The organism is Kitasatospora sp. NPDC059571 (assembly GCF_042735675.1).
In the GTDB taxonomy this organism is placed as follows: Bacteria; Actinomycetota; Actinomycetes; order Streptomycetales; family Streptomycetaceae; genus Kitasatospora.
Map to the genome: position 1 here is coordinate 9,462 of NZ_JBHWBW010000013.1, position 24,942 is coordinate 34,403.

At 74.4% G+C, this 24,942-nt stretch carries 22 protein-coding genes; 8 read left to right on the top strand and 14 right to left on the bottom strand.

What is annotated here, in order from left to right:
* The 5 genes from ACFV0G_RS03585 to ACFV0G_RS03605 all read right to left on the bottom strand — a co-directional run.
* Positions 1–521: ATP-binding cassette domain-containing protein (locus tag ACFV0G_RS03585; protein WP_380540938.1), on the bottom strand; the 521-nt coding region annotated here is incomplete at its 3' end.
* Entirely contained in the window at positions 518–1,495 is a 978-nt protein-coding gene (locus tag ACFV0G_RS03590; protein ID WP_380540941.1) for an ABC transporter ATP-binding protein, read from the bottom strand. The genes ACFV0G_RS03590 and ACFV0G_RS03585, both read right to left, overlap by 4 nt.
* 1 nt (position 1,496) lies before the next feature.
* Complete coding sequence (locus tag ACFV0G_RS03595) at positions 1,497–2,366, bottom strand: ABC transporter permease (protein ID WP_380540944.1); 870 nt, start codon at positions 2,364–2,366, stop codon at positions 1,497–1,499.
* A complete protein-coding gene (locus ACFV0G_RS03600; protein WP_380541014.1) occupies positions 2,363–3,316 on the bottom strand; it encodes an ABC transporter permease in 954 nt (317 codons plus the stop codon). The genes ACFV0G_RS03595 and ACFV0G_RS03600 overlap by 4 nt, the downstream gene beginning before the upstream one ends.
* Positions 3,316–4,956 (bottom strand): ABC transporter substrate-binding protein, encoded by a 1,641-nt coding sequence (locus ACFV0G_RS03605; protein ID WP_380540947.1) that lies wholly within the window; start codon positions 4,954–4,956, stop codon positions 3,316–3,318. Before ACFV0G_RS03605 ends, ACFV0G_RS03600 begins: the two co-directional genes overlap by 1 nt.
* A 153-nt stretch (positions 4,957–5,109) precedes the next feature.
* Here ACFV0G_RS03605 and ACFV0G_RS03610 point away from each other — a divergent pair, with 153 nt between their 5' ends.
* The gene (locus ACFV0G_RS03610) at positions 5,110–6,195 is read left to right on the top strand and encodes a LacI family DNA-binding transcriptional regulator (RefSeq protein WP_380540950.1); all 1,086 of its coding nucleotides are present in this window, start codon (positions 5,110–5,112) and stop codon (positions 6,193–6,195) included.
* Positions 6,196–6,229: 34 nt separating this feature from the next.
* Here ACFV0G_RS03610 and ACFV0G_RS03615 read toward each other — a convergent pair whose 3' ends face one another.
* Both ACFV0G_RS03615 and ACFV0G_RS03620 read right to left on the bottom strand, forming a co-directional pair.
* The gene (locus tag ACFV0G_RS03615) at positions 6,230–7,867 is read right to left on the bottom strand and encodes an amidohydrolase (RefSeq protein ID WP_380540953.1); all 1,638 of its coding nucleotides are present in this window, start codon (positions 7,865–7,867) and stop codon (positions 6,230–6,232) included.
* 53 nt (positions 7,868–7,920) lie between these two features.
* Complete coding sequence (locus ACFV0G_RS03620; RefSeq protein WP_380540956.1) at positions 7,921–9,432, bottom strand: APC family permease; 1,512 nt, start codon at positions 9,430–9,432, stop codon at positions 7,921–7,923.
* 133 nt (positions 9,433–9,565) lie between these two features.
* Here ACFV0G_RS03620 and ACFV0G_RS03625 point away from each other — a divergent pair, with 133 nt between their 5' ends.
* Positions 9,566–10,279: a TetR/AcrR family transcriptional regulator gene (locus ACFV0G_RS03625; protein WP_380540959.1), complete on the top strand. Its 714-nt coding sequence runs from the start codon at positions 9,566–9,568 to the stop codon at positions 10,277–10,279.
* A gap of 69 nt (positions 10,280–10,348) precedes the next feature.
* Here the strand turns inward: ACFV0G_RS03625 and ACFV0G_RS03630 are convergent, their stop codons facing one another.
* Both ACFV0G_RS03630 and ACFV0G_RS03635 read right to left on the bottom strand, forming a co-directional pair.
* The gene (locus ACFV0G_RS03630; RefSeq protein WP_380540962.1) at positions 10,349–10,783 is read right to left on the bottom strand and encodes a hypothetical protein; all 435 of its coding nucleotides are present in this window, start codon (positions 10,781–10,783) and stop codon (positions 10,349–10,351) included.
* Positions 10,784–10,800: 17 nt separating this feature from the next.
* Positions 10,801–11,340: a universal stress protein gene (locus tag ACFV0G_RS03635; protein WP_380540965.1), complete on the bottom strand. Its 540-nt coding sequence runs from the start codon at positions 11,338–11,340 to the stop codon at positions 10,801–10,803.
* 374 nt (positions 11,341–11,714) lie between these two features.
* Between ACFV0G_RS03635 and ACFV0G_RS03640 the strand changes: the two genes are divergently transcribed.
* Both ACFV0G_RS03640 and ACFV0G_RS03645 read left to right on the top strand, forming a co-directional pair.
* Entirely contained in the window at positions 11,715–11,804 is a 90-nt protein-coding gene (locus tag ACFV0G_RS03640; protein ID WP_380540968.1) for a K(+)-transporting ATPase subunit F, read from the top strand.
* Positions 11,805–11,951: 147 nt separating this feature from the next.
* On the top strand, positions 11,952–13,508 hold the full coding sequence (locus tag ACFV0G_RS03645) for a Na+/H+ antiporter (protein ID WP_380540971.1): 1,557 nt from the start codon (positions 11,952–11,954) through the stop codon (positions 13,506–13,508).
* A 376-nt stretch (positions 13,509–13,884) separates the two neighbouring features.
* Here ACFV0G_RS03645 and ACFV0G_RS03650 read toward each other — a convergent pair whose 3' ends face one another.
* Both ACFV0G_RS03650 and ACFV0G_RS03655 read right to left on the bottom strand, forming a co-directional pair.
* Positions 13,885–14,955 carry an iron-containing redox enzyme family protein gene (locus ACFV0G_RS03650; RefSeq protein ID WP_380540974.1) on the bottom strand — a complete coding sequence of 357 codons (1,071 nt, stop codon included), beginning with the start codon at positions 14,953–14,955 and terminating at the stop codon, positions 13,885–13,887.
* Between the two features lie 180 nt (positions 14,956–15,135).
* Positions 15,136–17,022 (bottom strand): carbohydrate binding domain-containing protein, encoded by a 1,887-nt coding sequence (locus tag ACFV0G_RS03655; protein WP_380540977.1) that lies wholly within the window; start codon positions 17,020–17,022, stop codon positions 15,136–15,138.
* 611 nt (positions 17,023–17,633) lie between these two features.
* Here ACFV0G_RS03655 and ACFV0G_RS03660 point away from each other — a divergent pair.
* The 4 genes from ACFV0G_RS03660 (at position 17,634) to argF (ending at position 23,351) form a co-directional block, all read left to right on the top strand.
* Complete coding sequence (locus tag ACFV0G_RS03660; RefSeq protein WP_380540980.1) at positions 17,634–18,407, top strand: DUF3048 domain-containing protein; 774 nt, start codon at positions 17,634–17,636, stop codon at positions 18,405–18,407.
* A gap of 155 nt (positions 18,408–18,562) precedes the next feature.
* Positions 18,563–19,396: a PIG-L family deacetylase gene (locus tag ACFV0G_RS03665; protein WP_380540983.1), complete on the top strand. Its 834-nt coding sequence runs from the start codon at positions 18,563–18,565 to the stop codon at positions 19,394–19,396.
* A gap of 126 nt (positions 19,397–19,522) precedes the next feature.
* Positions 19,523–22,162 carry a polynucleotide kinase-phosphatase gene (locus ACFV0G_RS03670; RefSeq protein WP_380540986.1) on the top strand — a complete coding sequence of 880 codons (2,640 nt, stop codon included), beginning with the start codon at positions 19,523–19,525 and terminating at the stop codon, positions 22,160–22,162.
* A 187-nt stretch (positions 22,163–22,349) separates the two neighbouring features.
* Positions 22,350–23,351, top strand: a complete 1,002-nt coding sequence (argF, locus tag ACFV0G_RS03675; RefSeq protein WP_380540991.1) for an ornithine carbamoyltransferase — start codon at positions 22,350–22,352, stop codon at positions 23,349–23,351.
* 40 nt (positions 23,352–23,391) lie between these two features.
* Here argF and ACFV0G_RS03680 read toward each other — a convergent pair whose 3' ends face one another.
* From ACFV0G_RS03680 to ACFV0G_RS03690, 3 genes are all read right to left on the bottom strand, one after another.
* Complete coding sequence (locus tag ACFV0G_RS03680; protein WP_380540994.1) at positions 23,392–23,919, bottom strand: superoxide dismutase family protein; 528 nt, start codon at positions 23,917–23,919, stop codon at positions 23,392–23,394.
* A 128-nt stretch (positions 23,920–24,047) separates the two neighbouring features.
* Positions 24,048–24,494 carry a type II toxin-antitoxin system VapC family toxin gene (locus ACFV0G_RS03685; protein ID WP_380540997.1) on the bottom strand — a complete coding sequence of 149 codons (447 nt, stop codon included), beginning with the start codon at positions 24,492–24,494 and terminating at the stop codon, positions 24,048–24,050.
* 117 nt (positions 24,495–24,611) lie between these two features.
* Positions 24,612–24,824, bottom strand: a complete 213-nt coding sequence (locus tag ACFV0G_RS03690) for a hypothetical protein (protein ID WP_380540999.1) — start codon at positions 24,822–24,824, stop codon at positions 24,612–24,614.
* Between the last annotated feature and the right edge of the window lie 118 nt (positions 24,825–24,942).

The window sequence follows — 24,942 nt, forward strand, 5'->3', positions numbered from 1 at the left end:
GACTGGCCCGACACCTCTCCCTTCGCCTCGGCCCCCCGCCCCGGGCCGCCGGCCCCCTGTTGGGGCGGCCCGCCGGATAGCCGGCGCGGCAGCGCGGCGGCCTCGCGCTCGCCCAGGCCGACCTGGTCGAGGAGTTCGGCGACCCGCCGCCGCCGGGCGTCGCGGCCGTGCCGGAAGTGCAGGCGCAGTACCTCCTCCAGGCAGCCGCGGACGGTGATCCGGGGGTCGAGCGAGAGGTAGGGGTCCTGGAAGACCATCTGGATCCCGCGGGCGCGGGCGAGCCGCTCGGCGCAGCCGCGCGGGCGCGCGGAGCGGTCCGTGCCGTCCAGGTGGACGGTGCCGGCGTCGGGTCGCTCCAGCCCGGCCAGCATGCGGGCGGTGGTGGTCTTGCCGCAGCCGGACTCGCCGACGATGCCGAGCGAGCCACCGGGCGGCAGGGTGAACGACACGCCGTCCACCACCGTCCGTTCGCCGAACCGCTTGTGCAGGCCCGCCACCACCAGTCCGGTCGGGTCGGTCACGGCAGGATCCCTTCGTCTGCGCGCAGGCAGGCGGCCACGCCGTCGCCGTACGGTCGGAGGACCGGTGTCTCGGCCGTGCAGCGCTCCTGCGCGTACCCGCAGCGGGCGGCGAAGGCGCAGCCGGGCGGGGCCTCGGCGAGCGAGACCGGGCGTCCGGGGACGGGCCGGGGCGCCGGCGCGCCGGGGTCGGTGCGGGGTGTGCAGTCCAGCAGCGCGGCGGTGTACGGGTGGCGGGGGGCGGTGAACAGCTCCTCGGTACTGCGGGTCTCGACGATCCGGCCGGCGTACATCACGTAGATGCGGTCGCAGATCGCCGAGGCCAGTTCCAGGTCGTGGGTGACGAAGAGCAGGCCGGTGCCGCGTTCGGCCTGGAGGCGGGTGAGGATCGCGATGACCTCGGCCTGGGTGGTGGCGTCGAGCGCGGTGGTCGGCTCGTCGGCGACCAGCAGGTCGGGCTCGCCGGCCAGCGCCGCCGCGATGACGACGCGTTGCAGCATGCCGCCGGAGAACTGGTGCGGATGGCGGCGCAGCGCGGCGTGCGGGTCCGCGATGCCGACGGCGTCCAGGAGTCGGACGGCGCGGGCGGTGGCGGCGGCCGCCGGGGTACCGGCCGCGCGGAGGGCCTCGGTGAGGAAGTCGCCGATCCGCCGCAGCGGGTTGACGCAGGCGCGCGGGTCCTGGAAGACCATGGCGACCTTGCGGGCCCGCAACTCCCGCAGGCCCGCCCGGTCCAGGGTGAGGACGTCGCGGCCGGCCACCCGGACCTCACCCTCGGTGCGCGCCCTGCCGGGCAGCAGGCCGAGGATGCTTCGGCAGGCGACGGACTTGCCGGAGCCGGACTCCCCGACCAGGCCGACGGTCTCGCCGGCCGCGACGCGCAGCGAGACGCCGTCCAGGATCGGGCGGGCGGCCTGCCCGTCCGGCAGCCGGATGCCGAGCCGGTCGATCTCCAACAGGGTTGACTGGTCGGCCATGTCATCGCTCCCGCTTCGCGAGCCGGTCGGCGATGCCCTCGCCGACGGTGCCGAAGGCCACGACGGCGAGCACGATGCAGACGCAGGGTGCGAGCGCGGGCAGCATGGCGCCCTGCTGGAGCGCGGACTCGCCGTCGTTGATCATCGCTCCCCAGTCGGCGGCGGGCGGCTGGACGCCGAGGCCGAGGAAGGACAGCGCGGCCAGATCCATCAGCGCGTAGCCGAAGTTGATCGCCGACTGGGCGAGCACGGTGGGCGCAATGTTGGGCAGCAGGTGGCGGGCGCAGACGCTCGCGCCCGACCGGCCCTGCACCCGGTAGGCCTCGATGTAGGGACGGGCCTTCTCCTGCCGGGCGAGTCCGCGCACCAGCCGTCCCACGTACGGGGTGTAGGCGACGGCCATGGCGAGGACGGGTGCGGTGGTGCCGGGGCCGGTGACCGCCACCAGCAGGACGGCCAGCAGCAGGCCGGGGAAGGAGAACACCAGGTCGAGTGCGCGCGACAGCAGGGCGTCGGCCCAGCCGCCGCGCCAGCCGGCCACCGTGCCGAGCAGGATGCCGGCCAGGGTGGAGAGTCCGACCACCAGGAGCGGTCCGAGCAGGCCGGTGCGGGCGCCGTACAGCAGCCGGGAGAGGACGTCGCGTCCCGACTGGTCGGTGCCGAGCAGGTGGTCGGCACTGCTGCCGGCCAGGGCGGACGACAGGTCGAGCGCCTCGGGGTCGTGCGGCGCCAGCAGCGGCGCGAGCGCGGCGACCGCGACCAGCGCGGCGAGCAGCACGACGGAGGCGGTGAACAGCGGCCCGTGACCGAGGATCCGCAGCCGGCGCAGGCCCGGTCGGCGGAGCGGTCCGTGGAGGGTGGCGGTGGTCATGGGGCTCCTCGCCGGGAGAGGGACAGCCGGGGGTCGACGAGCGGCCCGAGGAGGTCCACGGCCAGGTTGACGACGACGAACGCGGCGACCGTGAGCAGGGTGACCGCCTGCACCACCGGGAAGTCCTTGACGGTGACGGACTGCACCAGCAGCGAGCCGACGCCGGTGACGTTGAAGGCGGTCTCGACGATGGAGGTGCTCACCAGGAGGCCGGCGAGCATGGTGCCGCCGACGGTGACGATCGGTCCGAGCGCGTTGCGCAGCACGTGCCGGCGGATGACCGCGCCCTCCGGGATGCCCCGCGAGCGGGCCGTCTCCACGTGCTCGCGCCCGAGTTCGTCGCGCATCGCCGAGCGGGTGACCCTGGCCAGCAGGCCGGCGAGGGTGACGGCGAGGGCGACCGCGGGCAGGGTGAGGTGGTAGAGCCGGTCGGCGAGGCCGGTCCCGTTGGAGCCCGGCCCGGGGAACCAGCCGAGTTGCACGGAGAAGAGCGAGACCAGGGCGATCGCGCTGACGAACGGCGGGGTCGCGGTGGCCACACCGGTGCCGACCAGCACCGAACGGTCGACCGCGCCGGGGCGCAGGGCGGCGAGGATGCCGGCCAGGACACCGCCGGTGCAGACCAGGACGGCCGCGTACCCGACGAGCAGTGCGGTGCCCGGCAGGCGGGAGCCGATCAGCGCGCCGACGTCCTGGCGGAACTGCACCGAGCGGCCGAGGTCGCCGTGCAGCACGTTGCCCAGCCACCTCAGGTACTGGGTGAGGAACGGGTCGTCGAGGTGGTACTGGGCGCGGATCGCGGCCCTGGCCGCGGGCGTGGCCGGGTGGCCCCTCAGCAGGAAGGACACCGGGTCCCCGGGGGCGAGGTGCACGGCGCTGAAGACCACGAAGGAGGTCGCCAGCAGCACCGCCGCCAGCCCGAGGAGCCGGCCGGTGAGGTAGCGGGCCATCAGTGCGCGGCGCCGATCGTCGCGGCCCACGGGTAGTACAACTGGGCGATGCCGGTGGGGGCGCCGGTGATCCTGCTGCCGAGGAAGGTGGTGTACGGCTGCTCGTACAGCGGGATGGCGGGGAGGTCGCGTACGGCGATCTTCTGGAGTTCGGCGGTGAGGTCGGCGCGGGCGGCCGGGTCCGCGGCGGCGGTCGCCCGGTCGAAGAGCGCGTCGTACTCGGGGTTGGAGTAGCCGCCGTAGTTGCTGAAGTCGCCGGTGTGCAGGGACTGGTAGAACTCCAGTGGGTCCGGGGTGTTGTCGTACCCGTTGGTGATCACGAGGTCGATGCCGGCGCGGGCGGCGGGATCGGTGAACAGCGCCGTGTACGCGTCGGGGGCGACCGGCTGCAGCTGGACGTCGAGGCCGATCTGCCGGCCGGCCGCCTGCACGGCGTTGGCCACGACGCTGATCTCGGGTGCGAGCGAACTCGTCGCCACGACCACCTTCTTGCCGGTGGCGCCCGCCTCCCGGACGAGCTTCCTGGCGGCGCCGACGTCGTACACCGGAGCGGGGAGGGCGGCGTAGTAGCCGGCGGTGCGGTCCGGGACGAGGCCCCAGGCGCCCTGCGCGGCAGGGGCCTTGGCGGGGATGCCCACGCCTCCGGCGGCGGCCTTGATGATGCTGGGCCGGTCGAGCGCCATGGACAGCGCCCGGCGGACCTTCAGGTCACCGAGGGTGTGCTTGAGGTCGACCACGGCGAGGTCGGCGGCAGCCGTGTTGGGGCCGTAGTAGACCGTGCCCCGGGAGGAGGACTTGAGCTGGGCGAGCGCACTGGACGGCAGCAGGTAGCCGCCGTCGGCGGCGCCGGAGAGCCAGGCGTTGGTACGGGCGGCGGCGTCCTGGATGAAGGTGAACCGGACGGTGTTGGCCTTGGGGGTGAGCGCGGCGTCCCAGTAGCCGGGGCTCTTCCTGAGGGTGATGCTGTCGCCCTGCGCCCAACTGTCCACCGCGTAGGGGCCGGTGCAGTCGACGCCGCCCTTCGGGCTGCCGTAGTCCTTGCCGGCCCTGGCCAGGAAGGCGGCGCTCTCGACGGTGCCGGGCGAGGCGGCGAGCAGTTCGTCGAGCAGCACGTCGGGCTTGGTGAGCCTGAGGGTGACCTCCAGCGGGCCGGTCCTGCTGACCGCGGCGACGTTCTTGAAGGCGCTGCCCCAGGCCGAGCCGGTGGCGGGGTCGAGGTGGCGCCGGAGGGAGGCGACCACGTCGTCCGCCGTCATGGTCGAGCCGTCGTGGAACCGCACCCCGGGGCGCAGCGTGTAGACCCGGGTCAGCGGGTCGGGGGCGGCCGACCTCAGCGCGAGGCCGGGCTCGATCCGCATGTCCGGCGTGACCCGGAACAGCTGCTCACAGACGTTGGCGAGGACGGTGTTCGGCGGGTAGTCGTAGGCCTGCGCGTAGTCGAGGGACTGGGGCTCGGCGTACAGCGACCAGGTGAAGGACGGGATCGGGCCCTTGGCGGCGGGTGCGGTCGGGGTGGTCGGCCCCGCGCCCCGGTCGGCGGACCCGGCGGCGGGCCGGGTGGCCCCGGAGCAGCCGGCGGCGGTGGCGAGGACGAGGGCTGCGCCGGCGGCGAGCAGTGTGGTGGATCTGGGGACGCGCAAGGGGGAACCCACCCCTTTCGGAGGGTCGTTGGGGTCTGGGGGTTGCAGGCGAGTATTGATGCGGGAACGTTCCCGCACAAGGGCCTGCGGGAACGATTTTTCAAAGGTCACGGACGGGTGACGGCGGGCCCCGGGAGCTGGCAAGCTCAGCACATGACCGAAACATCGCGAGGCGGCGGCCCGGCCGCCGTGCCCCGGGTCCGCCTGGTCGACGTGGCCCGCGAGGCGGGCCTGTCCAAGACCACCGTCTCGGCCGCGCTCAACGGCACCGGCCGGCTCTCGCCCGAGGTGCGCGAGCGCGCCCGGGAGGCCGCCCGCCGCCTCGGCTACCGGCCCAACGCCACGGCCCGGCTGCTGCGGGCCGGACACGCGCGGCTGATCGGCTACGCCGTCGGCGAGTACGCCGACGCGAACTGGGCGTACATGGAGTCTCCGTACCTCGCCCAGCTGACCAGCGCCACCGCCACCGCGGCACTCGCCCGCGGCTACGCCCTGGTGCTGCTGCCGGCGACCACGTCGCCGAACGAGTGGGCCGACCTCCCGCTCGACGCCGCGATCGTGGCGGACCCGGTCACCGGGGACCCGCTCGTCGAGGACTTCCTCGCCGCCGGCATCCCGCTGTTCACCGACCGCTCGGTGGAGGGCCGGCCCGGCGCGCACTGGGTGGACGTGGACGCCGACGGCGCCGTCCGGGAGGTGCTGGACCACCTGCACGCCCAGGGCGCCCGCCGCATCGCGATGGTGACCCCCGGCCCGACCACCCGCTTCAACGCGGCGGTGCTGGAGACGTACGAGCGCTGGTGCGCCGAGCACGGCGCCGCTGCGCGGATCTCGCTCTGCGCCCGGCCCGGCAACGGCCCGGCCGTCGAGGCCGTCGAGCAGGCACTCGGCGGCAGCGAACGGCCGGACGCGCTCTTCGTCGTCGCCGAGGCCAATCCGCCGCTGGTCCTGGACGCGGCCCGCCGCCACGGGCGCGCCGTCCCCGCCGACCTGCTGGTGGTGTGCGTCAGCGAGGACGGCTCCGCAGTCCACGCCGACCCGCCCGTCACCACCCTGAGCCTCCGGCCCGCCCTGATCGCCGAGAAGGGCGTCGAACTGCTCATGGCGGCGCTCGGCAGCGGCAGCCGGGAGCCGACGGGAGCGCTGGTGCCGACGAAGCTGGAGATCAGGCGGTCCTCGGTGCGCCCGGCGTCCGGCAGCGCGGCGGCCGACGCACCGGCGGACCGTCCGGCGGGGTGATCCGTGGCGGCCGCGCGGCGCCGGGCGCCGTGGGTCAGCCCGCCGCGTACACCCGGGTGCCGCCCACGTACGTCTCCAGGACCCGCGCCTCGGCGATCTCCGCGGCCGGGGCGGTGAAGAGGTCGCGGTCGAGGACCACCAGGTCGGCGAGGCGGCCGACGGCGAGCACCCCGGCGTCGTCCACGCCGTTGACGTGCGCGGAGCCGGCCGTGTAGGCGGCGACCGCGGTGGCGAGGTCCAGGCGCTGCTCGGGCAGGAAGACCCGGCCGTGGGTGGCGCCGGGTTCGGTCCGGTTGACCGCGACGTGGATCCCGGCGAGCGGGTCGGGGCTGCTGACCGGCCAGTCGCTGCCGGCGGCGAGGGTGGCGCCGGCCCGCAGCAGCGAGCCGAACGGGTACTGCCAGGAGGCGCGTTCGGGTCCGAGGAAGGGGATGGTCAGCTCGTCCATCTGGGGTTCGTGGGCGGCCCAGAGCGGCTGGATGTTGGCGACCGCCCCGACCCGGGCGAAGCGCGCGATGTCGTCGGGGTGGACGACCTGGAGGTGGGCCAGGTGGTGCCTGGTGCCGCGGTGCCCGTTGGCGGCGCGGGCCGCCGCGACGGCATCCAGCGCCTCGCGCACCGCGCGGTCGCCGAGCGCGTGGAAGTGCACCTGGAAGTCGAGCGCGTCCAGCTCGGTGACGTGGGACCGCAGGGCGGCCGGATCGACGAAGCTGAGACCGGAGTTGGCGGTCGCACAGCCGCAGCCGTCCAGGTAGGGGCTGGACATCGCGGCGGTGAAGTTCTCCGCGATGCCGTCCTGCATGATCTTGACCGAGCCCGCCCGGAACCGTCCGTCCGACAGCTCCTTCCGTCGGGCGACGAGCCCGGGGATCTGCTCCGCACCCTGCTCGCGGTCCCACCAGAGCGCCCCGGTGACGCGCGCGGTCAGGCTGCCGTCGCGCGCGGCGGTCAGGTAGGCGTCGGAGGGGTCGGCCTGGCCGTGGAACTCCCCGAGCAGCGCGTCCTGCCAGCCGGTGATGCCCAGGGAGTGCAGCAGTTCCTGGGCGCGCAGCAGGCCGGCCAGACGGTCGGCCGCGGTGCGGGCGGGCACCAGCCGGGCGACCAGGCCGGCGGCCCCCTCCTGGAGGACGCCGCTCGGCGTGCCGTCGGCCTCCCGCTCGATCCGGCCGTCCGCGGGATCGGGGGTGTGCCGGGTGACACCGGCGAGCTCCAGGGCCCGGGTGTTGACCCAGGCGCCGTGGTGGTCGCGGTTGGTGAGGTAGACCGGCCGGTCGGCGATCACCCCGTCGAGCAGCTCCCGGCTCGGGAGCCCGCCCGCGAAGCTCTCCATCGACCAGCCGCTGCCGGTGATCCACTCGCGCTCGGGGTGGGCCTGCGCGAACTCCCGGATGCGCTTCAGGTATTCGTCGACGCCGACGGTCCCGGTGAGGTCGCACTCGGCGAGCTCCAGGCCGCCGAAGACCGCGTGGATGTGCGCGTCCTGGAAGCCGGGGAGCAGCAGCTTGCCGCTGAGGTCGACCACCTCGGTGTTCGGGCCGATCAACTCCCGCACGTCGTCGTGGCCGACGGCCGTGATCCGCTCGCCCGTGACGGCGAGGCCGCCCGCCCGGGTGCGGGCGGAGTCGTTGGTGTGGACGGGGCCGTGGGTGAAGACCAGGTCGGCCTTGGTCATGGGTGGTGCTCCAGGGAGGGAGGGCGGTCGGTGGAGGGCGTGCGCGCGGACGGTCAGCCGTCGGTGTCCGCGGCGGACCCGGTGTCGGGACCGCAGGCCGGGAGGAAGTACGGGGAGCGCCGCCGCCACCGGGCCCAGGCGCCGGCCAGCAGGCCGGAGCCGATCATCAGCACCGGGACGGACAGCTCGAACCAGCCGTTGTCGGCGGAGAGTTCGAAATGGTCGGCGGAGGCGTAGAAGGACCAGGCGAGGTACCCGCCGACGGCGAGCAGGACGAGCGCGCCCAGCATCGGCGCGACGACGACGCGCAGCGCCTCGCCGGGCGCGGTGCGCAGCAGGCCGCGGAAGCGCACGGCGGCCGCGGCGGCGGTGAGGGCGTAGTAGAGGGCGACGACGATGCCGATGGCGTTGACGGCCGCCGAGATCAGCGAACCGACGGTCGGGATGGCGAGCGACAGCAGGGCGAGCAGGACGGCGACGCCGGTGATCGCCAGGGTTCCGGCGGCCGGGGTGAGGTGGCGGGGGTGGATCCTGGTCCAGAAGGGGCCGAGGGTGCCGTCGCGGCCCATCGCGTAGGTGCCGCGTGCGGTGGGGATGACGGAGGCCTGCAGCGAGGCCGCCGCCGAGAACGTCAGAGCGATCAACGGCAGCGCCGCGAGGGGCTGGTGGGCCAGCCTGGCACCGAAGTAGGTCAGGCCCTGCGCGCCGTTGTCGGCCAGGTCGGCGAGCGGGAGCACACGCTGGAAGGCCGTGCCGGCGAAGACGAAGAGCAGCATCATCACGGTGAGGGCGATGAAGCCGCCCCGGGAGGCGTCGCGCGGGTCGCGGACCTCCTCGCCGACGCTGAAGACCGACTCGAACCCCCAGTAGCAGAACACCGCGAGCACCATGCCCTGGGCGAGGGCGTGCAGCGAGGGGATGGCGAACGGGTTGAACCAGTCGAGGGAGAAGGGCTGGTCGCCGGCGATCAGGCCGTACCCGCAGAAGCCGATCAGGACCAGGTACTCGAAGACCAGCAGGTACTTCTGGAGCCTGGCGGCGAGGTCGAGCCCCCGCACGGCGACCAGCGCCGCGGCGATCAGGACCGTCAGCCCGATGAGGGTCGCCTGCAGGGTGGAGTCGGGGTCGAGGGCCAGGCCCGCGGCGCGGTGGATGCCGCCCGCGCCGAGCAGCTGGATCACCGCCGAGCCGGTCACCGTCGTGGTGTAGGCCATGAAGACGACCGTGCCGACGATGTTGACCCAGCCGGTGAGGAAGCCCAGCCAGGGGTTGAGGGCCCGGCCGACCCAGCTGTAGCTGCTGCCGGCGTCGGGCTCGACGCGGTTGAGGCGGCCGTAGGCGCCGGCGATGCCGAGCACCGGGAGGAAGGCCAACAGCATGATCGCCGGCAGGTGCAGGCCGACGATGCCGGCCAGCAGCCCGAGGCCGATGCCGATGCTGGTCGTGGCTGCGGCGCTGGATGCCGCAATCACCACGGCACCGCCGACTCCGAGCGACCTGCGCATCCCGGCCCGGCCGGTCCCGGTCTCCGTTCCCGGGCTTCTGCCCGTGTCGTGGACTGTCATGGCCAAGGGGACACCGCCGTCATCGTGGGGGGACATGGGGGTGGGGCACCGTTCCGGCCGAGGGGCCGGGGTGCCCGTCATGTAATCCCTCGCGCACTTCACACGTCAATGCCGTTGTCATAAGGTGCCGGGCATGGCCGAGCGAGTGGTACCCGAGCCGCAGCGGCGGCGCAGACGTCCGACCAGGCAGGGCACCGTGCTCTCCGAGCGGCTGATCGTCGAGACGGCCCTGCGGCTGGTGGGGCAGCACGGCGCGGAGGCGCTCACGGTGCGCAGGCTGGGCGCCGCCCTCGGCTCCGATCCGAGCTCGATCTACCGCTACTTCCGCAACACCGACGACCTGCTGCTCGCGATCACCGACGAGCTGGTCGGACGCGCCCAGCAGGGCTGGCGGCCCTCCGGCGACTGGCGGGCCGACCTGCGGGAGATCGGGCTGCGCGTCCACGCCTCGTACCAGGCGCACCCCCAGGCGGCACTGCTGGCGGCCCACCGGAGCACCGGGCGGGCGCACGAGACCGCCGCCGTCGAGGCGATCCTGGGCGTGCTGCGCTCGGCGGGCTTCCCGGACGGCGAGGCCGTCCGGATCTACCACGCGTTCGTGGACCAGAGCCTCGGCTTCGCCGCACTCGACGCGGCCGCCCTCGCGCTGCCCGCCCCGGCCCGGGCCGCCGACGAGCTGGTCTGGCAGTCGAGCTACGGGCGGCTGGACGCGAGCACCCACCCCAACATCGCGGCCACCTCCCGTCTGCTCGCGGCCGACATGCGGCGCAGCGGCTACCCGTTCGCCCTGGAGCTGCTGCTCGACGCCATCGCCGCCCGCCTGCCGCGCGCCGCCGACGGGGGCTGATCCGCCCGGGGCGGCGGGGACCCGGCCCTTGTGCTCGCTGCGGCCCGCCCGTCGGCCCTGTCAGCCCCGTCAGTCCCGTCGGCCGCCGCGGGCGGGCTCGGGCACGGGCAGGATCTGCACGCGGATCCGCCGGCGCGGCAGCGCGGACGGCAGCGACAGGGCGAGGGCGGCGGCGGCGAACAGGCCGAGCCGGGCGCACTCGGTGCCGGTGCCGCCCCAGGCCAGTTCGGCATAGCGGTGGACGACGAAACCGTTGAAGAACAGCCAGCCGGCGCCGCCGACCAGCGGCGCCGCCAGGGGGCGGGAGGCCGCGCCGAGCACGGCGCTGAGTACGGCGAAGGCACCCAGCGCGAAGGCGGTGGCGTGCCGCTCGCCGACCGCGGCCAGGGCCGGGACGAGGACGGCGAAGGCGGCCAGGGCGAGCGCCCCCGACGCCCCGACGGGGAGGCGGGCCACCACCGGCCGGAAGGAGCGCCGGCCGGGGCGGGCGTGGTAGAAGGCCATGGTCCCGGTACTCCTCGTCAGTGGATCGCCGCCGGGGTGGCCCGCGGGTGCCGCGCGGTGCGGCGGTGGAAGGACTCCGGTTCCCGCTGGAGCGCGGGCTTCGGCACCGCGGGGACCGGGCAGGCGGCGTGCTTCACGCAGTGCGCCGTCATGGAGGGCCGCAGTCCGCGGCGGAGCCGGTCGCCGCTGCCGGCACCGACCACGAGGACGTCGTCCGGCCGGTCGGCCGCCCGCACCGGGGCGAGGCCGGCGTCGCCGCGGACGGTCCGCGCGCGCAGTGGCACACCGGCGGGTGCACCGCCGAAGGCCTCGTCCACGGCCTTGCGCAGACGGGCGCCGGCGGACTCCTCCCGGACGGTGAGCAGCGACGGGCAGGGTGCGCGGTGGCAGACGTGCTCGCCGCCCTGCGGGTGCCGGGCGAGGGGGGCCGGCACCTCGGCGCCGGTGCGGCGGGCCTCGTCCACGGCCCGGTGGAGGGCCGCCAGGGTGCCGAGGGATCCGCCGAGGCCGACGATGACCCGCCGTGTCCGCGGTTCGCCGCGGTAGCCCTCGTCCATGCCCGTCCTGTCCGTTCCTCGTCCGCTTCGCCGTCGGACCCAGGGAAACCTCGCGGACGGGCAGGTGGGACCGGCCTTGACGACTTCCTGACGCCGGCGGGGGCGATCCCTACACGTTCCTTACGCCGCCCCTTCTCCGAGGCCCTCCCGGCCGGCCGCGGGCCGGTCCGCCACCGCCGCCCTGCGGGAGGTGGACGAGGTCAGCCGCCACTGCGAGGCCGGGGACGTAGTGGTGCGCGGCGCCCGCCTGCTCGCCGATGTGCGGGCCGGCAACCTCCTCGCCGTGCCCGCGGCCTGCGCCTACCGGTTCTCCGCGGCCTCCGGGTACACCTGCCCGCGGCCCCGTGGCCGGCCCCTGCCGAGGAGGGAGAGCCGTGGTGTGGGTGCACGCCGTCGGCCCGCTGACCGCCGCAGCCCTGGTGGGCTACCTGATCCTCACCGTGAAGTACCCGGACAGGTTCTGACCCCGCCCGCCGAAAGGCCCGGGGACCGGGGGCGCCAAGGCGTTGATAAAATGGGCCCCCGGTGTGCCGGGAAGCCTGGTCGGCCGGGGGATGGACTGCGGCAGATCCGCGGCAGCGCCCCCGAGAGTGGAACCGGGGTTTCGGCGAATGCGCGCGGTGGGCACCGTTCTCCTTCTCGTGGTGCTGGCGACGGCGGTGGCCACCGGGGCCCGCCGCTGGCGGGTGCCCGCGCCGTCGCTGCTGGTGCTGGCCGGTCTCGCGGTCGCCCTGATACCCGGGGCACCGGCGCTGCACATCGCCCCGGAGACCATCGGCCTGGTCGTGCTGCCCCCGCTGCTGTGCGCCTCCGCCGAGGAGCTGTCGCTGCGCGACCTGCGGACGGTCTGGCGCCCGGTCACCGTGCTGGCCTTCGGCCTGGTCCTGGCGTCCGCCGCCGCGGTCGGCGCACTGGCCGCCGCGCTCACCCCGCTGCCCGTGTCGATGGCGTTCGTGCTGGGCGCCGTCCTGGCGAGCACCGACCCGGTGGCGGTGACCGCGCTCGGGCGGCGGCTCGCCCTGCCGGGGCGGGTGCAGGTGCTGGTGCAGGCCGAGAGCCTGTTCAACGACGCGACCTCGCTGGTCCTCTTCCGGGTGGCGGTGACCGTCGCGGTGGCCTCCGGCGCGGCGAGCTGGCAGTCGGCAGGCGGGCAGTTCCTGCTGCTCGCCGGCGGCGGCAGCGCCATCGGCGCGGCCGTGGCGGGTGCCGTCGCGCTGATCCGGCGCCGCACCGCCGACCCGGTCCTGGAGACCGTCATCGCCCTGGTCACCCCGTACGGCGCCTATGTGCTCGCCGAGTCCGCGCACACCTCCGGCGTCACCGCCGTCGTCGTCGCCGGTGTGCTGCTCGGGCGCTCCGGCCATCGGCTCAGCGACGCCCGGATCCGGCTGCAGCTGCACGCCGTCTACGCGGTGGTGGTCTTCCTGCTGGAGAGCGTGGTCTTCAGCATCATCGGTCTCGAACTGCCGACGCTGGTCCGGGAGCTCCCGGCCGGCAGCGGCCTCTGGCCGCTGCAGGCCCTCGCGCTGGCGGGCGTGCTGATCGCGCTGCGCGTGCTGTGGATGCTCCCGCTGTCCGCGGCACTGCGTCCGAGCAGCGGCAGGCCGTCCTGGCGCGTGGCGAGCGTGATCACCTGGGCCGGGACCCGCGGTGTGATGCCGCTGGCGGCCGCCCTGTCCATCCCGCTCGCCGCCGAGAGCGGCGCGCCGCTGCCCGGCCGCCCGCTGGTGCTCGTGCTCACCACCGCCGTGGTGGTCCTCACCCTGGTCGTCCAGGGCCTCAGCCTGGCGCCGCTGGTGGGCCGCTCCGGGCTCGCCCTCGAACCCGAGCACACCACCCGGGAGGTGGAGGACGCCCGGGACGGCATCGCACGCGCCGGGCTGGTCCACCTCGACCGGCTGACCGACCTCGACACCGTGCCCGACCACGTGATCGAACGGGTCCGGCGGGGCCTGGAGGCTCGCCTGCGCCAGGTCGACGAGCCCGACGACACCACGACGTCCGGTCGCGCCGCCCTCCACGCCTACCGGGAGGTGCGCCGTGAGGTCATCGCCGTCCAGGGCGCCGAACTGCGCCGCCTCTACGACGACCACCGGATCAGCGACACCACCCGCCGTCAGCTGCAGCGCGATCTCGACCTGGAGGAGGCCGGTCTCGGCGGGGCCTGAGCCATCGCCGCGGCCCGTACCGGTGGGGCGGCTCCCGGGTCACCGGTACTCACGCGGGCGCGGCCGGACCCCGGGGGCGGTCAGGGCCGCCACGGCCGTGAGGGTGGCAGCCCCGAGTCCGCCGAGGACGGTCTCGACCGCCCGCTGCCCGACCGGGTCGCCGGCGGCGGCCTCGGCGGCGCGCCGGAGGTCGGAGGCGTCCTGCGGCCGCCACGAACGCCGCCTCGAACCGGGCGCCCCGCCTGGCCCGTTCGGCGAGGAGCTTCGTCGAAGCGGACCTTCGGGAGCAGTACGCCGGCAGTCGCGGAGCGCGCTCGCCTCCGGCGCGTGGGACGAGCGCCACGGCGAACTGCGGCAGCAGCCGCACCTGGACGGCTCACTCGTCCTCGTCCGCGCGATGCCCTGACGCCCCGCCGGCCGGCCCGGCCGGCATCCGGTCCAGGAGCGCGTCCAGGCAGTCCGCGGAGGTGTTGAGCCGGATCATCGCGCCGGTCGCGATCTCGCGGCCGGCACGCGGATCGGCGTCCACCAGCGGACCTACCACGTTCTTGAACCACCCCACGGCACGGCCCGCGTCCGCACCGGTGGGCCGGCCGTCGTGGACGGCGGCGCCGGCCGTGTCGAGGCCGTTGCGGCGCCGGCACTCGGCCACGCAGCGGGCCCGCCTCGGCGCCAGGTACGCGGTGACCGTGAAGTAGCCGACCGCCTTGTAGTAGTGACGCCGCGACAGGGCCAGGCAGGCCGACAGGTTGCGGGAGACCCCGGCCTCCAGCAGGGTCGGGCGTCGGCCGGCGCCCAGGTCCGCGCCGACCGCCCCCGGGGCGGGATCACCACGGCCCGGTTCGTCCCGGACGTGGCAGGTGATCTCCGACTTCTCCCCTCCGGTGCGGCCGAGTTGCACCGCGGTGAGGAGGTCGCCGAGGCGCGGGTCCGGGTCGGCCCCCTGTGCGAGGAGCAGCCGCAGGTCCTCCCGGCCGCCGCGTTCCGCGAGGTGCTCGTGGTAGAGCGGGTGCCAGGCCGCCGGGTGCATTCCGACCGCGGCCTTGAGCCGGCGGATGAACTCGCCGCCGGACAACGGAAGATCGGCGAGGGCCTCCTCGGGTATCCGGGAGCACTCCTGGTCGAGCACGGCCTGCTCCAGGAGTGCCGCCACGTCCCGCAGGATCGGCTGCCGCTCGTGCGCGATGTCGGTGACGGCGACCGGGGAGAAGTCCCGCCGGTAGACCAGCTCGAGGCAGCCGTGCAGCTCCGAGAGCGCGTCCCGATCACCGCAACGGTGGGCACGGTCCGCCAGATCCCGGCAGAGTCGGGCGAGTTCGCTGCGGAAGGGGTAGCTCTCCGAGGCTCGCGCGAGAGCGTCGGCCGAGCAGTCGTCCAGATACCGGAGCGCGGCGAGCGGACCGCCGGCGAGCAGGCCGGTCCAGCCGTCCCGGGGCTGCTCGACCATGCGGAGGAGCCGTCTCTCCTCCGGGCCCCCGGATCCTCCCGCCTCCCACCGCATGGCGCCCTCCCCGTCGCATCTGCTGGGTATTGCCCGCATGCAGCATCGCATATGCGGTCAGCTGCATGCGGGCAATCGGGGTCGGCCCGGAGGTCGGCCTCAAGCGGTGCGGGGAGCGGGCGGCCGTCAGGGCAACCGGGCCGGGTCGGCGAGGTAGGACTGCGTACGGGTGGCCCAGTAGCCGAAGTCGCCGGGGCCGGTCTGGTTGCTGCCGACCATCTCCGGCACGCCGTAGGTGCCGGTTCCGGTACCTGCCCCGAAGAGGATCGCCACGACACCGGCCGCGGCCGCCGCCGGCATGTGCGAGCCCCAGGTGACGGTGCTGCCCTTCACCGAGACGTTCGGATCGGAACCGGGGTTGCTGCCGTAGAAGGACAGGTTGTTGCCGCCGGCCGTGAACGAGTCGCCGAAGAAGAAGGTGGACGCCGAGTCCTCGTTCTGCTCGGCGGTCACGTTGTCGAGGTCGGGGAACTTCCCGGACGCGTTCCAGTAGGTCGGGCTGGACGTGAGGGTCGAGTTGAGGTGGCCGACCGGGATCTGCCAGAGTACGGCCGGCAGGCCGACCGACTGACGGATCGTCTGCACGTACAGCAGGTAGTTGCTCCAGTGGGCCGCGTTGAGGTAGCGGATGTCGCCCGCCGGGTTCGGGTCGCGCAGGATGCCGAAGTCCTGGCCCCACTGGTCGAAGGCCACGAAGTCGGCGCGGTAGCCGATGTCGGCGGTCTTCACGAAGTTCGCGACCTGCGACGCCACGTTCGTGACCGACTGGCGCCCGGCGGTCCAGCCCTGGGTGTCCGTGTCCTTCAGCGCGTCGCGTACCGCCCAGGTGTTGACCTGCCAGCCGACGAAGGCCGCCGGGTCGTACTTCTTGATGGTGTAGCCGATCGCCTCGACCAGTCCCCTGAGGTTGTTGCCGAAGGCCGGGTCCGTCCCGGTGGCGAGTACCCCGGAGGAGTAGGCGGCACTGGTGGCGGCCGGCATCCGGGCGGCGTCGTTGCCGTAGGTCGCGGCGTAGTTCTGCTGCAGGTAGCCGAGCATGTCGGGTTCGATCACCCAGCCGACCGGCTTTCCGGGAGCGGCGGCGTCCGCCGCCTTCGCCGCGTTCTTCAGCGACTGGAAGTACGTCGACAGCCAGCTGCTGCTCTGCATGTTGGTGAAGTCGACACCGGAGCCGTCGACGTTCCCGTTCATGCCGTAGTCGACCAGGACGGGGGTCATCCCGAGCTGCCGCGCGTGCGTGACCATGGTCGTGGTGGTCGCGGCCCAGTTCGAGAAGTCGCCGCCGATCAGGTACTCGTACCCGTAGTCCGGCAGTCTGCCGTGCGACTTGAGCGTGCCGAAGAACGCGTCGACGGTGCTGCCCGGGGTGTAGACCGTGCCGACGGACAGGTAGGAGGGATGCCACGGCGCCCCTGCGCCACCGGTGCCGGTCGGCGTCGGCGTCGGCGTCGGGGTGGGTGTCGGGGTGGGTGTCGGCGTCGGGGTTGCCGTGGCGGTGGCACTGGCGGTGGGCGTGGCGGTCGGCGTCGGGGTGGGGCTCGGTCCACCGGGGCCGGTCAGCACGAGGTCGTCGGCGTAGTACGCGCCCTGCCCGTACCAGCCGTGCAGGTAGAGCGTGACCGAGGTGGTCGCGGCGCCCGTCGTGAACGAGGTGGACAGCTGCTGCCAGTCCGTCGCGGACGGCGTCCAGGTCGAGCTGGAGCCGTCCACCCCGAGGTAGACGTAGGCGCCCCTGACGTAGGCCGACAGGGTGTAGGTCGCATTGGGCTGCACGGCGACCGTGCGGGCGCAGCGGGCGGTGACGGACCCGGTCGCCGTCCCGGCCAGGGCGTGCGAACCCGAGTGGACGGGTGAGCCGACCACGGCGGCGGTGCCCGGGTCGCAGGTCCATCCGGTCAGGCTCCCGCTCTCGAAGCCCGGGTCGGTCAGCACGTTCGTCACACCGGCACTTGCGGCACTGTTCATCGCCACCAGGCCGAGCGCGGCAAGCGCGGCGGCGACGACTGCGGCCACGGCGCGTTTCGGTTTGCGTCTGTGCACCTGGTGCCTCCCGGGCGGGATCTCTGATGGATCGGGCCGATGCCCGGAACGAACATCGAAGAGGAGGTACCAGGCGGTCAAGGGGCCGAACGCAGCGATGAGCGGCCCTTAAGATGCTGTTAAATCCCTTCATTCACAGAAGAGTTGGGCTCGTCACCGAGAGCCGCGGCCGGCGCTTCACCACCCGGGGGAACGATCATGATCCGGTCGGGCGTACTCTGCGGCCAAATGGGCACATTCTGGTGCAGACGTCGGTTCGCGCCGGCTGCCGATCACGACTGCGCCTGCCGGTCGGGAAGGGAGCTCCGGTGGACATCCGCAGCACCGCCCGCGCACCCGGGGCCCGGCACCCGGGCCGACGCCCGGGCGCACGGTTCGGACCACCGCTCGTGGCCGCCGCGGCCGGAATTGCCCTCGTCGCGGTCCAGGGGTGCAGCACCGGTGCGCCGAAACCGCCCGCTCCGTCCGGATCGCCCGCACCGTCCGGGCCGTCCGCACCGACGGCGCCCGGCACACCCGCGCCCGGTCTGCCCGCGTCCCCGAGCCCGCTCGACAACGTCGGCACCGCGGGCAACACCCTGGCCGTGAAGATCGACAACGTGGGCGCGCGGGTCCAGTCGATCCAGCGCGGGCTCGCCCAGGCCGACATCGTGTACTGGATCCAGGTCGAGGGCGGCCTGTCCCGGTACCTCGCCGTGTACGACGCGAACCACCTGCCCGCCCTCATCGGTCCGGTGCGCTCCGCCCGGCAGACCGACATCCCGCTCCTCCAGCAGTACGGGCACCTCGACTTCGCCTACAGCGGCGCCATCAGCGGGCTCCTGCCGCTGCTCGCCCGGGCCGATCTGCAGAACGTGACCCCGGTGACCGATCCCGGCGCGTTCACCGGGGGCGCCGTGGACCCCACCTTCATCGACCCGCACCAGATCCTCGCCCGGTTCCCGTCCGTGCCCGCCCGCTCCCCCGGCTTCGTGTTCGGCGCCGCTCCGGGCGGCGGCACCGCGCTCCGCGCCATGACCTGGCACCTGCCCGCCGCGTCCATCGGCGTCCGCTACAACGGCAGCGGCTACGACGTCTTTGAGGACGGCCACCCGGCCTGGTCCGGCACCGCAACCGTCGTCGTCCAGCACGTCAGCATCGTCCCCGGCCTGTTCACCGACTTCAACGCCGGGCACCCCGACAACGAGGTGTTCACCCGGAGCACCGGCTCCGGGCGGGCCGAGGTGCTGCGCGACGGCCGGGTGTGGCAGGCCCACTGGAGCCGGCCCGATCCCGCCGCGGGGACGTCCTTCACCCTCCCCGACGGCAGTGCGATGACCTTCGCCACCGGGCCGGTACTGGTGGTCATGGTGCCGTGAACGGCCCGGTCCGCCGGCCGGTCCGCGCCGCCCCGGGCTGCTCTCCGGCCCCCCGGCCCTCCGCTGCGTGCCCGGCCACCCCGAAAATGGAGGCGATCGTCCGCCTGCGTACCGCAGACTCGGAGCGAGCACTCTCAGACCGGAGGATGGTTTTCATGGTTGACCGGCCCTTGACGCTGATGGCCGTACACGCCCACCCCGACGACGAGGCCACCGGGACCGGTGGCGTCCTGGCGCGGTACGCCGCCGAGGGCATCCGCACCGTCCTCGTCACCTGTACCGACGGCGGCTGCGGCGACGGCCCAGGTGGCGTCAAGCCGGGCGAGCCCGGTCACGACCCGTCGGCCGTCGCCGCGATGCGCCGTCAGGAGCTCGAGTCGAGCTGCGAGGTCCTGAAGATCGGTCACCTGGAGCTGCTGGAGTACGCCGACTCCGGGATGATGGGCTGGGCGGCCAACGACGCCCCCGGGTCGTTCTGGCGGACGCCGGTGCCCGAGGGCGCCGCCCGCCTCGCCGAACTCCTGCGGCAGTACCGGCCCGACGTGGTCGTGACCTACGACGAGAACGGCTTCTACGGCCACCCCGACCACATCCAGGCGAACCGCATCACGATGGCGGCGCTGGAGCTGACCGGGATGGCGCCGAAGGTGTACTGGACCACGGCGCCGCGCTCGCAGATGCAGCGGTTCGGCGAGGTCATGCGCGAGTTCGGCTCGGACTGGGAGGAGCCGGACGAGGCGGAGGCCGCCGCCATCGCCGAGATCGGCCTCCCCGACGAGGAGATCAGCACCTGGGTGGACACCACCGAGTTCGGCGGCCAGAAGTTCGACGCGCTGGCCGCGCACGCCAGCCAGGGCGAGAACATCTTCTTCCTGAAGATGGGCAAGGAGCGGTTCACCGAGCTGATGGGCGTGGAGACCTTCGTCCGGGTCCACGACACCACCGGCGCGGCCGTGCCCGAGAACGACCTCTTCGCCGGGCTGCGCTGACCCCGGCGCGGGCCCGGCACCGCTGGGGGGGGGGGCCCCCCCGCCGGGGGGGGGGCCCGCGCCGACCCAGCTCGCGCTGTTCCGCCTCGCCACGACCGACAATGCCCCTGAAGGGAGCGTGACCCGATGACCTCCGACGTCCAGCCCACCGGCGGCCGTCCCGCCGACGGACCGTCCGCCGGCACCCCGGACGCAGCAGCGGCCCAGGCCGCGCCGCCCGTCCGCCGGCTGCCCGTCACCGACGTGTCGCTCGTCGTCCTGATCGGCACCAGCGGCTCCGGCAAGTCGACCTTCGCCCGCGAGCACTTCCTGCCGACGCAGGTGGTGTCCTCGGACTTCTGCCGCGGCGTCGTCGCCGACGACGAGAACGACCAGTCGGCCTCCGCCGACGCCTTCGACGTCCTCCACTACATCGTCGGCAAGCGGCTGGCGGCCGGACGGCTCACCGTCGTCGACGCGACCAATGTCCAGCCCGAGTCCCGCCGGCAGCTGGTGCAGATAGCCCGCGACCACGACGTGCTGCCGATCGCGATCGTCCTCGACGTGCCCGCCTCGGTCTGCGCCGAGCGCAACCGGCACCGCCCCGACCGCCAGCTGCCGGACCACGTGATCCCGCGTCAGCAGCGCGAGCTGCGCCGCTCGCTGCGGGGGCTGGAGCGCGAGGGCTTCCGCAAGGTGCACATCCTGCGCGGCGAGGCGGAGATCGCCGCGGCCGAGGTCGTGCCGGAGAAGCGCTTCAACGACCTGCGCCACCTGACCGGCCCGTTCGACATCGTCGGCGACATCCACGGCTGCCGCTCCGAGCTGGAGACCCTGCTCGCCCGCCTCGGCTACACCGTCGCCCGCGACGACGCGGGCCGGGCCGTCGACGCGGTGCACCCCGAGGGCCGCACCGCGGTCTTCGTCGGCGACCTCGTCGACCGCGGCCCGGACACCCCCGGTGTGCTGCGCCTGGTCATGGGGATGGTCGCGGCCGGCCACGCGATCTGTGTCCCGGGCAACCACGAGAACAAGCTGGGCCGCCACATGGACGGCCGCAAGGTCACCGTCTCGCACGGCCTCCGGGAGTCCATCGACCAGCTGGCCGGCGAGTCGGAGGAGTTCCGTGCCGAGGTCCGCGCGTTCATGCGGGGTCTGGTCAGCCACTACCTGCTCGACGGCGGTGCGCTGGTGGTCTGCCACGCCGGCCTGCCGGAGAAGTACCACGGCCGCAACTCCGGCCGGGTACGGTCGCACGCGCTCTACGGCGACACCACCGGCGAGACCGACGAGTACGGCCTGCCGGTCCGCTACCCGTGGGCCGAGGAGTACCGCGGCAAGGCGCTGGTGGTGTACGGCCACACGCCCACGCCCACCGCGAGCTTCGTCAACAACACCATCTGCCTGGACACCGGCTGCGTCTTCGGCGGCAGCCTGACCGCGCTGCGCTACCCCGAGCGCGAGCTGGTCTCCGTCCCGGCCGAGCAGGAGTGGTACGCGCCCGTCCGGCCGCTGCACACCGATGCGCCGGGCGGCCGCGAGGGCCGTCCGCTGGATCTCGGTGACGTCGCGGGCCGGCGGATCGTGGAGACGGCGCACCACGGCCGGATCTCCGTCCGCGAGGAGAACGCGGCCGCGGCCCTGGAGGTGATGAGCCGGTTCGCGCTCGACCCGCGCCTGCTCGCCTACCTGCCGCCGACCATGGCGCCGTCCGCGACCTCCCGCCGGGACGGCTACCTGGAGCACCCGGAGGAGGCCTTCTTCGCGTACCGCCACGACGGGGTGCAGCAGGTGGTCTGCGAGGAGAAGCACATGGGCTCGCGCGCCGTCGTGCTGGTCGCCAGGGACGAGGTGGCGCTGGAGAAGCGGTTCGGGATCGCCGGGCCGGGGGCGATCTGGACGCGCACCGGGCGGGCCTTCCTCGGCGACGCCGAGCTGACCGGGGCCGTCCTCGACCGGGTGCGGTCCGCCGCCGAGCGGGCCGGGCTCTTCGCCGACCTGGACACCGACTGGCTGCTGCTCGACGCCGAGCTGATGCCGTGGTCCCTCAAGGCCGCCGAGCTGCTGCGCCGTCAGTACGCGGCGGTCGGTGCCGCGGCGGGCGCGGCGCTGCCCGACGTGCTGGAGGCGCTGGAGCGCGCCGCCGGGCGCGGGCTGGACGTCGCCCACCTGACGGCACGCCAGCGGCAGCGGGCCGCGGACGCGGAGGCGTTCACCGCCGCGTACCGCCGCTACTGCTGGCCCACCGAGGGCCTCGACGGCATCCGGCTGGCACCGTTCCAGCTGCTCGCCGCCGAGGGCGCCAACCTGGCGGTGCTCCCGCACGACCGCCACCTGGAGTGGATCGACCGCCTGGTCGCGGCGGACGACCCGGCCGCGCCGATCCTCCGGCGGACGGGCCGCCTGCTCGTGGACACCGCGGACAAGGCGTCGGTCGCCGCCGGCATCGCGTGGTGGGAGGAGCTCACCGCCGCCGGCGGTGAGGGCATGGTGGTCAAGCCGCTGGCCTCGCTCGTCCGCGACGCCGGCGGCCGGCTGGTCCAGCCGGGCGTGAAGGTCCGCGGCCGGGAGTACCTGCGGATCATCTACGGTCCGGACTACACCGAGTACCTGGACCAGCTGCGCCAGCGCTTCCTGGGCCACAAGCGCTCGCTCGCCCTGCGCGAGTACGCGCTCGGCCTGGAGGCACTGGACCGGCTGGCGGCCGGCGAGCCGCTCTGGCGGGTGCACGAGCCGGTCTTCGCCGTCCTGGCCCTCGAGTCGGAGCCGGTGGACCCCCGGCTCTGAGCCGGACCGGGCTCCGGGAGGGCCGGACCTGGCACCGAGAAGTCCTGCCGTCCGGCGGGGCGCCCACCCGGGCGCGCCGCCGGGCCCCTCGGGGCGCGTCGCCGGGATCACAGGCCACACTATGCATAGAAATTCCGAACGTCGTATACAATTCCTCTCTCCGTATTCGATGACCCAGGAGCCAGGCATGGCGTTCAACCTCCGGAACCGGCACTTCCTCAAGGAGCTCGACTTCACGCCCCAGGAGTTCCGCTTCCTGGTGGACCTCGCCGCCCAGCTGAAGGCCGCCAAGTACGCGGGCACCGAGCAGCCCCGGCTGCGCGGCCGGAACATCGCCCTGATCTTCGAGAAGACCTCCACCCGCACCCGCTGCGCCTTCGAGGTGGCCGCCCACGACCAGGGCGCGAGCACCACCTACCTGGATCCGGCCGGTTCGCAGATCGGCCACAAGGAGTCGATCAAGGATTCGGCCCGGGTCCTCGGCCGGATGTTCGACGGCATCGAGTACCGCGGCCACGGCCAGGAGATCGTGGAGGAGCTGGCGGCGCACGCGGGCGTCCCGGTCTGGAACGGCCTCACCGACGAGTGGCACCCCACCCAGATGCTCGCCGACGTGCTGACCATCCGGGAGCACTGCGCCAAGCCGCTGGAGCAGGTGGCACTCGCCTACCTCGGCGACGCGCGCAACAACATGGGCAACTCGCTGCTGGTCACCGGCGCGCTGCTCGGCATGGACATCAGGATCGTGGCCCCCCGCGAGCTGTGGCCGGCCGACGACGTCCGCAAGGCCGCCGACGCGCTCGCCGAGACCACCGGCGCCCGGATCACCCTGACCGAGTCGGTCGCCGACGGCGTGGCCGGCGCCGACTTCCTCTACACCGACGTCTGGGTGTCCATGGGGGAGCCGAAGGAGGTCTGGGCGGATCGGATCGCCCTGCTGAAGCCGTACCAGGTGTCCATGGACACCGTCCGGGCCACCGGCAACCCCGCCGCCAAGTTCCTGCACTGCCTCCCCGCGTACCACGACCTGGGCACCGAGATCGGCCGCCAGATGTACGAGGAGACCGGGATGTCCGAGCTGGAGTGCACCGACGAGCTCTTCGAGTCGGCCCACTCCGTGGTCTTCGACCAGGCGGAGAACCGGCTGCACACCATCAAGGCCGTCCTGGTCGCCACGCTCGGCTCCTGACCCGGCCGATCCGAGCCCCCGGGGGCCTGCCGGAGGTGGCTCAGAAGTCCACGCTCACGCACGCGATCCGCTCGCCCGCGGCGTGCGTCCCGGCGGGGGCCGCAGTGTGCAGGACGAGGGAGCGCGCCTCGCCCGGGCGGAAGGACCAGGCCAGGTCCGTCCGGGCGGCGGCGCTCCCGCGGGCATCCGTCCGCAGCGCCAGCCGGGCCTCGTTGCGGTCGTTGGCGTAGGCCGGATCGGTCGACGGCTGCACGGGGTCGACCCGGTCCTGGTAGTGCGGGCCGGCCACGGCCGGGTCGGCGCCGCACCGGCCGGTGTGCACGTGCGCGGCCAGTGGCAGACCGGCGGCCGCACCGCGCAGCACCACCGTGACGGCGGTCCCCGAGGCCGTCCGCTCCTCCATCACCCGGACGTGCGCTCCGTACGGCACCAGGTCCGGGGCGTAGCTCACGGCGGTCGGCAGGACGAACGCCCCGCCGCGGTCGAAGTCGGCGTCCACCACGGTCGGTGGCGCCAGTGCGGGCAGCAGGGCGAGCGGCACCAGGGCGGCGGCGAACGGGACGGGCATCGCTGCTCCTCCGAGCTCCCCGACGGCGCAGGGCCGGCGGGGACGGCGATCGGTGGCCGGAACGGCCGGGACGGTCGGCACCACCGTGGCCGTCCGCCGGCCCGCGGGCACGGCGGCGTGCCGGTGCGTCACCCGGACGAGCGGTCCTCCCGCGCCGTCGGCGCGCTCCGCGGCCGGGCCCCCGGGATCCCGCGGATCTCGCAGCGGGGCCCGCTCGCCCGCATCAGCCGCAGGTCGGCGGTGACCAGGGGTGCGCCGAGCTGCTCCGCGAGCGCGACGTACGCGGCGTCGTCGGGCGTCAGGTTGTCCTTCAGCTCCCAGATCCGGCCGAGCAGCGGCGTGATGTCGACCCGGTCGACCGCGACCCCGGGCAGGTCCGCGGCGATCTCGGCGACCCGGTCCGCGGTGAGTTCGCGGGCCAGGTAGAGGCCGCGCAGCGACTGCATCACCTCGATCAGGATGTGCTGGGGCGCGGCCCACCGGCCGTCGCGGGCCAGTTCGGCCCGGGCCGCGGCCCCGCGCTCTCCCTCGTCCGCCAGTGCGAGCACCAGCGCGGACGCATCCACCACGATCATTCGGCGGCCCCCGGCCTGTCGGTTCGTCGACTCCGCTCACACGGTAGCCCGCGGGCCGCCCGCCCGGACCGGCCACCTGCCCCCGGAGCCGTACCGGCCCCCGGCCCGGGGCCGCCGTCAGCGCGCCGACGCCACCGCGCCCAGGACGAGCCCCGCCAGCAGGGAGGCGGCGTTGGCGGTGAGCGAGGCGGCCGCGCGCAGCGCGAGCGGGACGCGCGGGCGCAGCAGCAGGCCGAGCAGCACCGCCTCGACCGCGCAGACCAGGGCCTCGGCAAGGGCGAAGGCCGTCCAGTAGGCTGCGGCGGGCCCGGCCGCGTAGCACCGGAGCACCCACCAGAGGACCGGGTGCGTCGCGGCGTTGACGGCTGCGGCGGCGGCCGCCCCCCGCGCCCGGCTCGGAAGCGTCCGCGGGGGCGCGCCGCCCGCCCGCGGTTGCTGTCAATTCACG

What these genes read in the sequence shown, in the direction of transcription:
- ACFV0G_RS03625 (WP_380540959.1), top strand. Translation starts at nt 9,566, where the DNA reads ATGGCCGAGCGAGTGGTACCCGAGCCGCAGCGGCGGCGCAGACGTCCG.
- ACFV0G_RS03635 (WP_380540965.1), bottom strand. Translation starts at nt 11,340, where the DNA reads ATGGACGAGGGCTACCGCGGCGAACCGCGGACACGGCGGGTCATCGTC.
- ACFV0G_RS03590 (WP_380540941.1), bottom strand. Translation starts at nt 1,495, where the DNA reads ATGGCCGACCAGTCAACCCTGTTGGAGATCGACCGGCTCGGCATCCGG.
- ACFV0G_RS03630 (WP_380540962.1), bottom strand. Translation starts at nt 10,783, where the DNA reads ATGGCCTTCTACCACGCCCGCCCCGGCCGGCGCTCCTTCCGGCCGGTG.
- ACFV0G_RS03615 (WP_380540953.1), bottom strand. Translation starts at nt 7,867, where the DNA reads ATGACCAAGGCCGACCTGGTCTTCACCCACGGCCCCGTCCACACCAAC.
- ACFV0G_RS03670 (WP_380540986.1), top strand. Translation starts at nt 19,523, where the DNA reads ATGACCTCCGACGTCCAGCCCACCGGCGGCCGTCCCGCCGACGGACCG.
- ACFV0G_RS03680 (WP_380540994.1), bottom strand. Translation starts at nt 23,919, where the DNA reads ATGCCCGTCCCGTTCGCCGCCGCCCTGGTGCCGCTCGCCCTGCTGCCC.
- ACFV0G_RS03665 (WP_380540983.1), top strand. Translation starts at nt 18,563, where the DNA reads ATGGTTGACCGGCCCTTGACGCTGATGGCCGTACACGCCCACCCCGAC.
- ACFV0G_RS03610 (WP_380540950.1), top strand. Translation starts at nt 5,110, where the DNA reads ATGACCGAAACATCGCGAGGCGGCGGCCCGGCCGCCGTGCCCCGGGTC.
- ACFV0G_RS03685 (WP_380540997.1), bottom strand. Translation starts at nt 24,494, where the DNA reads ATGATCGTGGTGGATGCGTCCGCGCTGGTGCTCGCACTGGCGGACGAG.
- ACFV0G_RS03645 (WP_380540971.1), top strand. Translation starts at nt 11,952, where the DNA reads ATGCGCGCGGTGGGCACCGTTCTCCTTCTCGTGGTGCTGGCGACGGCG.
- ACFV0G_RS03650 (WP_380540974.1), bottom strand. Translation starts at nt 14,955, where the DNA reads ATGGTCGAGCAGCCCCGGGACGGCTGGACCGGCCTGCTCGCCGGCGGT.
- argF (WP_380540991.1), top strand. Translation starts at nt 22,350, where the DNA reads ATGGCGTTCAACCTCCGGAACCGGCACTTCCTCAAGGAGCTCGACTTC.
- ACFV0G_RS03595 (WP_380540944.1), bottom strand. Translation starts at nt 2,366, where the DNA reads ATGACCACCGCCACCCTCCACGGACCGCTCCGCCGACCGGGCCTGCGC.
- ACFV0G_RS03600 (WP_380541014.1), bottom strand. Translation starts at nt 3,316, where the DNA reads ATGGCCCGCTACCTCACCGGCCGGCTCCTCGGGCTGGCGGCGGTGCTG.
- ACFV0G_RS03620 (WP_380540956.1), bottom strand. Translation starts at nt 9,432, where the DNA reads ATGACAGTCCACGACACGGGCAGAAGCCCGGGAACGGAGACCGGGACC.